This is a genomic window from Dietzia maris, assembly GCF_014144855.1.
GTDB classification, from domain to species: domain Bacteria; phylum Actinomycetota; class Actinomycetes; order Mycobacteriales; family Mycobacteriaceae; genus Dietzia; species Dietzia kunjamensis.
Genome location: NZ_JAALDN010000002.1, coordinates 1 through 10,009, shown reverse-complemented (window position 1 = coordinate 10,009; position 10,009 = coordinate 1). Strand labels below are relative to the sequence as shown.

7 protein-coding genes are annotated in these 10,009 nt (G+C 69.9%); 5 read left to right on the top strand and 2 right to left on the bottom strand.

Going from position 1 to position 10,009, the window contains the following annotated elements:
- On the top strand, nucleotides 1–1,553 hold a 1,553-nt coding region (locus G6024_RS00090; protein ID WP_159147543.1), incomplete at its 5' end, for an ABC transporter ATP-binding protein.
- Between the two features lie 95 nt (nucleotides 1,554–1,648).
- On the opposite strand, the gene G6024_RS00085 is transcribed toward G6024_RS00090, so the two are convergent.
- The gene (locus G6024_RS00085) at nucleotides 1,649–2,350 is read right to left on the bottom strand and encodes a hypothetical protein (RefSeq protein WP_159147542.1); all 702 of its coding nucleotides are present in this window, start codon (nucleotides 2,348–2,350) and stop codon (nucleotides 1,649–1,651) included.
- A 57-nt stretch (nucleotides 2,351–2,407) separates the two neighbouring features.
- On the opposite strand from G6024_RS00085, the gene G6024_RS00080 reads away from it, so the two are divergent.
- The 3 genes from G6024_RS00080 (at nucleotide 2,408) to G6024_RS00070 (ending at nucleotide 6,070) form a co-directional block, all read left to right on the top strand.
- Nucleotides 2,408–3,661, top strand: coding sequence for an alpha/beta fold hydrolase (locus G6024_RS00080; protein WP_159147541.1), 1,254 nt, complete (start codon nucleotides 2,408–2,410; stop codon nucleotides 3,659–3,661).
- A 34-nt stretch (nucleotides 3,662–3,695) separates the two neighbouring features.
- Nucleotides 3,696–4,196, top strand: a complete 501-nt coding sequence (locus G6024_RS00075) for a hypothetical protein (RefSeq protein ID WP_159147540.1) — start codon at nucleotides 3,696–3,698, stop codon at nucleotides 4,194–4,196.
- A 269-nt stretch (nucleotides 4,197–4,465) separates the two neighbouring features.
- Entirely contained in the window at nucleotides 4,466–6,070 is a 1,605-nt protein-coding gene (locus tag G6024_RS00070; RefSeq protein ID WP_159147539.1) for an ABC transporter substrate-binding protein, read from the top strand.
- 43 nt (nucleotides 6,071–6,113) lie between these two features.
- Here G6024_RS00070 and G6024_RS00065 read toward each other — a convergent pair whose 3' ends face one another.
- On the bottom strand, nucleotides 6,114–7,901 hold the full coding sequence (locus G6024_RS00065) for a DEAD/DEAH box helicase family protein (RefSeq protein WP_159147538.1): 1,788 nt from the start codon (nucleotides 7,899–7,901) through the stop codon (nucleotides 6,114–6,116).
- An 897-nt stretch (nucleotides 7,902–8,798) separates the two neighbouring features.
- Between G6024_RS00065 and eno the strand changes: the two genes are divergently transcribed.
- A partial coding sequence (gene eno, locus G6024_RS00060; protein ID WP_159147537.1) for a phosphopyruvate hydratase occupies nucleotides 8,799–10,009 on the top strand: 1,211 nt, incomplete at its 3' end.

Here is a 10,009-nt window from a genome sequence, read left to right as displayed (position 1 = left end):
GGATCGGCGCGGGCGCGATCGCCGTGGCCGGCGTCGTGGGCGCCGGTTGCACCTGGGCCGGCCAGGCGTGGCTCGCCCGGCTCACCGAACCGACCGTCGCACGCCTGCGCGAGATGGTGATGGACCGCTCCCTGCGCCTGGGCGCGGCGCAGATGGAGACGACCGAGACCGGTGACCTCGTCTCCCGCGTCGCCGAGGACGCCCGCGAGATCAGCCAGGCCGCGACCGCCGTGATCCCGCTCGTCGTGCAGTCGGCGTTCACGGTGATCGTGTCCGGGGTCGGGCTCGCGACGGTCGACTGGCGGCTCGGGCTGGTGGGGCTGCTCGCGCTGCCCATGTACTGGACGACCCTGCGCTGGTACCTGCCCCGGTCCGGCCCCATCTATGCCGCCGAGCGCGCCGCCTTCGGCACCCGCGCCAGCCGTCTCCTGGGCGGCATCTCCGGGTCCCGGACGCTGCACGCCTACGACGCCCAGGACTCCGAGCTGGATCGGATCACCGCCGCCTCCGCCCGAGCCCGGGACCTTTCCATCGAGGTGTTCCACTTCGTCACCCGCGCCTTCAGTCGCAACAACCGCGCCGAGGTCACCGTCCTCGGGCTGCTGCTGGTGGTGGGGTTCTTCCTCGTGGACTCCGGCGCCATCACCGCCGGTGCCGTGACGACCGCCGCGTTGCTGTTCCATCGGCTGTTCAACCCGATCGGTGCGCTGGTCGGCATGGTCGATCAGGTCCAGTCCGCCGGGGCCTCGCTGGTGCGGATGGTCGGAGTCATCACCATGCCCGTGCCCGAGCGCACCGCCGCGCTGCACTCCACCGCCGCCGGGGCCGGCCCGCTCGAGCTCACCGGCATCACGCACACCTATGGAGAGGGCGCTCCCGCTCTGATCGACGTGGACCTCACGGTCGCGCCGGGCGAGGTGGTCGCGGTGGTCGGATCCACGGGCGCCGGCAAGAGCACGCTCGCGCTGGTCGCCGCCGGCTCGGTGGTTCCGACGCGGGGGAGTGCGCGACTGGGTGGGGTCCCGCTGACCGACGTCGACCCGGTGGAGCTGCGGCAGCACGTCACGATGGTCTCGCAAGAGGTGCACACCTTCGCGACCACCGTGGTCGAGAACGTCCGCGCGCCCCGGCCCGAGGCCGGCCTCGCCGAGGTGCGCGCCGCGCTGGAGACCGTCGGCGCGGACTGGGTCGACGACCTGCCCGACGGTATCGACACCCTCATCGGTGAAGGCGGACATGCGCTCGACCCCATGCAGAGCCAGATGATCGCGCTGGCCCGCGTCGAGTTGGCCGACCCGGACGTGGTGATCCTCGACGAGGCCACGGCCGAGGCCGGGTCTGCCGGCGCCCGCCGCCTCGACTCGGCCGCCGCAGCGGTGCTCCGCGACCGGGCCGGACTTGTGGTCGCGCACCGGCTGAGCCAGGCTGCCACCGCCGACCGCATCCTGGTGATGGACCACGGCCGGATCGTCGAATCCGGCACGCACGACGAGCTGCTCCGGGCGGATGGGCGCTATGCCGAGCTCAGCCGGGCGTGGTTCGGGGGCGCGTGACGTAGGCGTGCGTCGGTGGCGTCAGCGACAACGACGACAACGACGACAACAACAGCGACGACGACGAGGGCGATCGTTCGAACCGGTCGGCGTCCTCAGAGCCCGCGGCACAACGCGAGGAGCCGCCGGGCGGAGAGGACGGCGAAGACCGACCACGGAATGAGCGAGGCGAGGGCGAAGGCGAGCCCGATCGTCCCGACGTTCGACGGCACCGCCATGAGGACTGCGGCCGCGAGACCCCACACCGCGGTGGCGCGACTGAACACGGTGCTGCGGTAGATGAGGATGCCGAAGATGAGCAGGGCGGCGAAGTTGAGGACGTAGTAGACGTCGAAGGCGGTGCCCGTCCACGTGGCGAGCATGCCCTCCCCGGTCGCCAGCAGCGCAGCCCCCTCAGCGGGACCGGCTTCCGCGTAGGCGCGGGCCAGGTGGAGCATCTCGATCGGGCGGGGAGAGGACATGTAGGCCGCCATCCCGATCCCGCCCAGCCCCAGCGCGATCACGACCGCGGACCGGCTTACCCGCCAGAGCACGACCGCCAGTGCGGCGTAGAGCAGCAGGGTCAGCAGATTGCCCACCGGGTAGAGCAGGTCCAGCATGAGCAGCCCCGCGACGGGATTGTCGGCGAGCACGAAGTAGAAGCCCTCGACGGTGTCCGGGGGAGGCCAGAGGAGGTAGACGACGATCTGCACCGCGATGAGCCCCACGCTGGCCAACGCCGCCCACGCACCGGTCCGGACGAGACCACGCCAGCTCCGGACATCCGCGCGGACTGCGGCATCGTCGATCGGCGTCATCGCGGACATCCACTCTGTCGGACTCGTATTGTGTGAAGTGTAGGCGGAGGAGTCATCGTGACCAGTCGCACGCGGGAACCGAAAGGCCGGGCCCACGCGTGGGTCACCGCGGCCGCCGTGGTCGTCGCCGTCGTCGTCTTCCTCCCCGTCCTCCTGTTGCCCCTCACCACCTCGGTCCCGATCTGGGCGTGGCTTCCTCTGCTCGTGCTCGCCGTGGCCGCGCTGGTCTGGCTCGTCGTCGGGCGCCGACGGCGATGGGTCAGGCCGGCCGCAGTGGGAGTGGTGGCGCTCGCCGCGATCGGAGCGGTCGTCGCCTCGCAGACGCTGGCGGTGACGCCAACGATCACCGGGCCGGACGGCGAGCGGATGCCGGGCAGCATCGCGTCGATGGAGTCGGTGGACCTGGGCGGCAGCGAGCAGTGGATCACCATCCGCGGCCATGACGAGTCCAATCCGGTCCTGCTCAACCTCGGGATGGGCGGGCCGGGTGGCGGTGGGTTCTTCAACTCGAGCGAGTTCCGGCCGCTGGAGGAGCACTTCACGGTGGTGAACTGGGACGAGCCGGGGACGGGCAAGTCGTACGGCGCCGTGCCGTTCGACGAGCTCGACCGGGGGCGGTTCGTGGACGACGCCACCGCCCTCACCAACCACCTCCGCGAGCGGTTCGGGCAGGACAAGATCTACCTCTACGGGGTGTCGTGGTCGAGCATCATCGGCATCTGGCTGGTGCAGGAGCATCCCGAGCTCTTCCACGCGTTCATCAGCAGCGGGCAGATGGTTAACACCACCGAGAACGACCGGATGGGTTACGAACTGGCGTTAGCGCACCTGGAGGAGCAGGGGGAGACGGGGCGAGCGGAGAAGCTCCGCCAGAACGGGCCGCCGCCGTACCGCGGCGATGCGGTGGTGTGGCCGTACGTGGACTTCCTCGACGTGCTCAACGAGATCATGGGCGTTCCCCGCTACACGCTGGTCGTGCCGCTGCTCGGGTTCCTCGTGCCCGAGTACGGCTACGTCGACACGATCAACCACACCCGCGGCCTGATCAACTCGTTCAACGCCGTCTATCCGCAGCTGGAAGACCTGGACTTCGTCGAACAGGCCCCGTCGCTGGAGGTGCCGGTGTTCTTCTTCGTCGGCCGCCACGACGTCAACGCGATGCCGAGCCTGGTGGAGGAGTACGTCGACGTGCTTGACGCACCGGAGAAGGAACTGATCTGGCTCGAGGGTGCGCACGGGCTCGGCAGCGCAGAGAACAAGGACCTGTTCGTCGACGTGATGCTCGAGCAGGTGCGGCCGCTGTCGCGGTGAGACCTGCAACGAATCGAGAGAAAGGAGCGCCTCGGTGAGAACCAGACGCCCATGGGCCACGTATTCACTCACCGCCGGGATCGCGTTCTGGACCGTGATGGCGTTCGGGGGCAGCGTCGGCCTGGCGTCCTCGCCCGATGGGTCGGCGATGGGATTCGACACCGCGTGGCTGCGGGGCACGCCCTTCAGTGACTACCTGCTGCCCGGGCTGCTCCTCGGGCTCCTCGGGGTGGCCGGGGCGATGCTCACCGCGCTGCTGGTCCGTGGCCTGCGCGCACCGGGGCGGCGGGGGAGGCGTCAGGGCGCACCCTCCGCCTGGCAGTGGTACTTCGCGCTGATCGTGGTGCTCGGGCAGTTCGGATGGATCGCGGGCGAGGTCGTCCTGATGTGGACCGTCGTGTCAACGCTGCCGTCTGACCAGAGAACGTTCTTCTACGGGTTCTGGTGGGTGTTCGGGGTGCTGAGCACGGCGAATCTGCTCCTGGCGCTCGCGCCGTCGACGCGGCGGATCCTCGGGGCCGCCGGGCCGACGTAGCGCTGACGTGAACGAGCACGCCGGGGACCGCTGGCCGGCTGCCGCCCGTGGCCTGCCTCGGCCCGCCGGGTGCTTCAAGCACTGCGCCCTATCACCCTGGCGGCTCTGCTTCCGGCGGTATCTCTCCCACCGGGAATGCCGGTCCGTGTGCCCCACGGGTTCGGTCATTCACGCCCGGTGTGTGCTGGGCGTCACCTAGGTTCCTGAGAAAGTGACACGTGTCACTTGGTTGGACATCGAGTGCCAATCGCAACCCCTCAGGAGACCCGATGAGACGCATCCCCACCGCTGCCGCCGCCATGGCGATCACCGCGCTCGCACTGTCCGCGTGCGGTACGAGCGAGGCCGACCCGGACGCCACGGGAGAGCAGGCCACGCTGACCACGCCCGCCGACGAATCCCGGTGCACGGAGGACAAGGCCGGTGGCACCATAACGATGGGCACCTACGTGATGCTTCCGTCGTTCTCGCCCGGACAAGGGCAGGTGGGCGTGCGGGGTGGCGCGGAGTCGGCGGCCGTCTACGACCGGCTCATGCGGTGGAACGCCCGGACCGAGACCTTCGAGCCCAAGCTCGCCGAGTCGCTCGAGAGCTCGGAGAACCACACCGTGTGGACGCTGACCCTGCGCGACGGCGTGACGTTCTCCAACGGTGACCCGCTCACCGCGCAGGACGTGGCCTTCACGATGGACCTGCACAAGGATCCGGCCACGCGCTCGACCGCCATGACCGACGTGCAGCAGATCGAGCGGACCCGGGTGGTGGATCCGCTGACTGTCGAGTTCACGCTCGCCGAGCCCTGGTCCACGTTCCCGGTCCTGCTCGCCGGTTCCGCGGGCGAGGTGATCCCCGAGAAGGCGTACGAGGCGGCGGGCCCGGAGAGGTGGGCGCGCGAGCCGGTGGGCGTCGGCGCGTTCACGGTGGCCAACTACGTCCCCAACCAGGAGATCGTGCTGAAGCCGAACCCGACCTACTACGGCGGCCCGGTGTGCCCGACGCTGCAGTTCATCCAGATCCCCGGTTCGCAGGCCACGTTCGAGGCGTTCCAGAACGGAGAGGTCGAGGTGGGCTTCCTTCGTGGGTCCAAGTTCGCCGACATGGCCCGCGAGGCCGACGCCCGGGGGTATGAGGAGATCACCAGCGCCGGCCGGCTGGTCTACATGAACAACGGGGCCGCAGGGTACGACGGGATCCTCACCGATCAGCGCGCCCGTCAGGCCGTGACGCACGCGATCGACAGGGAGCTGCTGCTCGGCCGGTTGGGCGACGACACCGCCCAGGCCACATCGGCGCTGCTGGCCGACACTTCGCGGTTCTATGCCGGGCAGGAGGGGCCCGCGCTGGACGTCGCCCGCGCCACCGAGCTGGTGGCAGAGGTGAAGCAGGACCCGGGCTGGGACGGCTCGCTCACTCTGCTCGTGTCCGACGTGCCGGAGAACCGGGAGGCGGGGATCGTCATCAAGGCGATGCTCGACGCGGTCGGCTTCGACGTGACGGTGGAGGTCGCCCCGGCCTCCACGGCGAGCGCCCGCCAGTTCACGGGCGACTACGAGATGGCGATCGGCGGCCTGGCGACCTCGGACGCCGACCCGGCGTCCACTCTGGCCAGCTCGCTGATGCCGGGCGGTGCCCTCAACGTTTCGGGCGTGGACGACACCGCGTTCGCGGACGCCCTCTCTGCGCTCAAGGCCGCCCCGGACGTCGAGTCCCAGAAGCAGGCGTACGCCGAGCTGCAGCAGGTCCACAACGAGGTGGCGCCGTATGCGGTCTTCGGCAACGGCGTCGAACTGGTGACCGTCGACGAGTCGGTCAAGGGCATCAGTCCGACGATCTCCTCGACGATGCTCTTCGATGGTGCGTTCATCGAGGAGTAGCCAACCGTGCCGGGGCGGGGCCGGTCGACGCGACTGGCCCGCCCTAGCCGAGCTCGTCCGCCAATCGGACGGCGGGGATCCAGTCGATCCCGAACACCCGTGCCACCTCGGCGAAGGTGGAGGAGTCCGCATCGGTGCTGGTCGCCGAGGCGATGAGACGGGACAGCATTACCGTCCCGGCCCGCTCTTCGATCGTGCCGGCCGCCGCCAGGAGCGACCAGGCGCAGACCTGATGGTTCCGGTGTGCGCGGCCCATCGTCTGCTCGGCCAGGAGGCCCGAGTAGCGGGCCTGGTGGAAGAAGCCCCTGCGCGGGGTGGCGGTCGCGAACGAGCCGTCGGCGAACTGCTCCCGGGCCTGCAGGTTGATCGCGGTGGGGGTGTTGAACACCACCACCGGCGCCTCGCCGCGCTGGAACCGCATCCGCTCGGACTCGGCCTGCGGGTTCGAGCCGTAGATCCGTGCGACCGGGATCCCGTCGGCCTCGAGCAACTCGGCCACCGGGTGCGCGGCGGTGGACACCATCTCGGTGGCGATCAGCACCTGGTAGCCGCGCTCGAGTTCGGCCTTCGCCGCCGCGACCGTGTGCTCGACCCGGATCATCGATGCCTTCTGGCGCAGCCGAACCAACGCAGCCAGCCCGCGGGCGACGTTGTTGCCAGTCCGGGCCAGCTGCATCTCCCGCTGGAAGTCGCCCCACTCCAGCTCGTAGGCACGCCACTGGTCCGGGGTCAGCTCCACCAGGTCCACATCAAACGGAGGCGGGCCCCACGGCGCTGACCGGGTGAGCATCAGCGGCGGATCGTGCCGCAGCAGGATGTCGCGCACGTCGCTGATCGCGGCCTGCTGCGTCGGTAGCGACTCCTTGGCCTCCGCGGTCCACGTCCACTTGCCGTACGAGGTCTCCAGGGGCACGCCCCGCTCGGACAGGGCCCGCCCGAAGTCCGACCACGCGGCCGGGGAATCGTCGTGGACCTGCGCGTACAGCGTCGACAGGTATCCCCATTCGCCCGGGTGATGGCCCGGGGTCGCGGTGATCGACAGCACGAACGGGGCCTTCTCGTGAGGGCCGTCCATGCGGGTTAGACGCCGCATGTAGCTGGTGCGCTTGCTGGCGTGCCGGAACTGGTGGGCCTCGTCGATCACCGCGACGTCGACCTTGAGCCGCGGGCGGCCGTTCCGGGCCATGAGTTTGCCGAGGCTGTCGGAGGACATGATGATCCACCGGAGGCCGTCATCGCCCAGCGCGGCGATGGTGCGACGCCATGACGGGATGGTGATGCGGGCCGGCCGGTCCACCGTCACCAGGACCGTGTGTGCGCCGCGCATCTTGGCGATGGCTTTCGCCGCGGCCACCGCCACCAGGGTCTTGCCCGTGCCCACATCGTTCGCCAGGTGGACCTGCCGAAACTGCTGCTCGGCGGCGGCGACGATCGCGTCCACATCCGCGAGTTGCTCCGGGCGCAGCGACATCGGCGCGGCGGTCGCGCCCGGGCCCTCGCTGCCGTTGAGTTCGTCCTCGAGCCACCGCAGGTAGGAGTACGGCTTGCTGGCGTAGGCCTCAAGTGCGCTCGGCAGGGCGGTGTCGACGTAGGCGTGCGCGGTGAGCGATTTGTAGTAGGTCACCCGGGCCGGTGTCCCGCCGTCCAGTCCTCCCCACGGGAGCTCCAGCAGCCACACCCGCTGGCCGGGAGGGATCGACGGAACCGCCGGCGCCGCGTTGGGCTTCTTGGCTGGCTTCGTCCGGGTGGAGCTGGGCTTGCTCCTGGTTGTGGCCTTGCGCGAGCTCGTTTTGCGCTTGGTGGTTGCCTTGCGCGCGGACCGGGCCGCCATCAGATGCCGTCCCGGTTGCGGGCGGTGATGAGGGCGGGTGAGTCCACTGAGTCCTCCTGGGTGGTCCTGGCGGGGTCGGGCTCACTCTAGGGGCCGGGTACGTCACCGACGGCGTCCGCTGATGCGCACACCGCCGGACCGCCGAGCCGCAGAGGTGAGCGTGGGGAGCCGGCGTGAGTCCGCGTGGCGTGGACGGCGCTTGGGTCCGATGACGACGACGACAACGACCCGCCGCGGCCAGAATTACGGCTGCAGGCTGGTTCGTATTCACGCAGGCCGTGCCGGACCCGCAGGATTGGCATAGTTTCCCGACAGGGGTGATGAGTATGCAGAGCCAGGATGGTGAGGACGCAGTCAGGCTCGCGACACTTCGTGCAGCAGTCGAGCTGGGCTGGGATGACGTGGCGGCGGGCCGCTACGTGGATGTGGGCGACTCGGACCTTGACGACGCTATTGCCGACATCGGTGCACGAGCTGTGGCCGATGGTCGGCCATCTGGGTGACGGCGACATTCCGCCTCACGTGAGCGCGGGTGAAAAGTCTGTCTGGTCTGCCGTTTCGACCCGGGCATGCTCGTGGTGGGCCGGGTCCTCCACGACGCGATGGACGTGGGCCAGCACGTCGATCCTGCTCACGTGTGGAGCTGAGCGAAGGCGACTGGGGAGAGGTACGCGCGCGGAATGGACCACACCGGACGCGTATACGGGGAGGCGGCGTACACAGGGGACGCGCAACCCGGGAGGGGCGAAGACCGGCCAGGCGGGGGCGGGGTGAGCGCCCCCGGCCCAGCCTCGTCCCGCCCTCTGGACCGACGTGGAACAATGGCCAGCGGACTGCGCCCACCCCAGCGGCGCCGGCCACGCACACGAACCCACGAACTTCCCCCAAGGAGCACAGATGGCGCTTATCGAGCAGGTCGGAGCCCGGGAGATCCTCGATTCGCGAGGCAACCCCACCGTCGAGGTGGAGGTGCTTCTGGACGACGGCTCGTTCGGCCGCGCCGCCGTGCCCTCGGGCGCGTCCACCGGCGCCCATGAGGCCGTCGAGCTGCGCGATGAGGACGATCGCTACCTGGGCAAGGGCGTCACCAAGGCCGTCGAGGCCGTGTTGGACGTGCTCGCCCCCGCCGTCATCGGCATCCCCGCCGAGGACCAGCGCGTCGTGGACGAGGCCCTCCTCGACGCCGACGGCACTCCCAACAAGTCGACCGTCGGTGCCAACGCCGTGCTCGGCGTCTCGCTGGCCGTGGCCCGCGCCGCCGCCGAGTCCTCGGGCCTCGAGCTGTACCGCTTCATCGGTGGTGCCAACGCCCACGTGCTGCCCGTTCCGATGATGAACATCCTCAACGGTGGCGCTCACGCCGACTCGGGCGTCGACGTCCAGGAGTTCATGATCGCCCCCATCGGCGCGCCCACGTTCCGTGAGGCCCTGCGCATGGGCACCGAGGTGTACCACCACCTCAAGACCGTCATCAAGGACCGCGGCCTGTCGACCGGCCTGGGCGACGAGGGCGGGTTCGCCCCCTCCGTCGAGTCCACCACCGCCGCGCTCGACCTCATCGCCGAGGCCATCGAGAAGGCCGGCTACTCGCTCGGCACCGACGTCGCCCTCGCGCTCGACGTCGCGGCCACCGAGTTCTACTCCGGCGGCAAGTACCACTTCGAGGGCAAGCAGCTCTCCGCCGCCGAGATGGCCGACGTCTACGCCGAGCTCGTCAACAAGTACGCGCTGGTCTCCATCGAGGACCCGCTCGACGAGGACGACTGGGACGGCTGGAAGACCCTGACCGACATGATCGGCGACAAGGTCCAGCTGGTCGGCGACGACCTCTTCGTCACCAACCCGCAGCGCCTGGCCGAGGGCATCGAGAAGGGCTTGGCCAACGCCCTGCTGGTCAAGGTCAACCAGATTGGCACCCTCACCGAGACGCTGGACGCCGTGGACCTGGCCCACCGCAACCGCTACACCTCGATGATGTCGCACCGCTCGGGCGAGACCGAGGACACGACCATCGCCGACCTCGCCGTGGCCTGCAACTGTGGCCAGATCAAGACCGGCGCCCCGGCCCGCTCCGAGCGCGTGGCCAAGTACAACCAGCTGCTGCGCAT

What these genes read in the sequence shown, in the direction of transcription:
- G6024_RS00085 (WP_159147542.1), bottom strand. Translation starts at nt 2,350, where the DNA reads ATGACGCCGATCGACGATGCCGCAGTCCGCGCGGATGTCCGGAGCTGG.
- G6024_RS00070 (WP_159147539.1), top strand. Translation starts at nt 4,466, where the DNA reads ATGAGACGCATCCCCACCGCTGCCGCCGCCATGGCGATCACCGCGCTC.
- G6024_RS00065 (WP_159147538.1), bottom strand. Translation starts at nt 7,901, where the DNA reads ATGGCGGCCCGGTCCGCGCGCAAGGCAACCACCAAGCGCAAAACGAGC.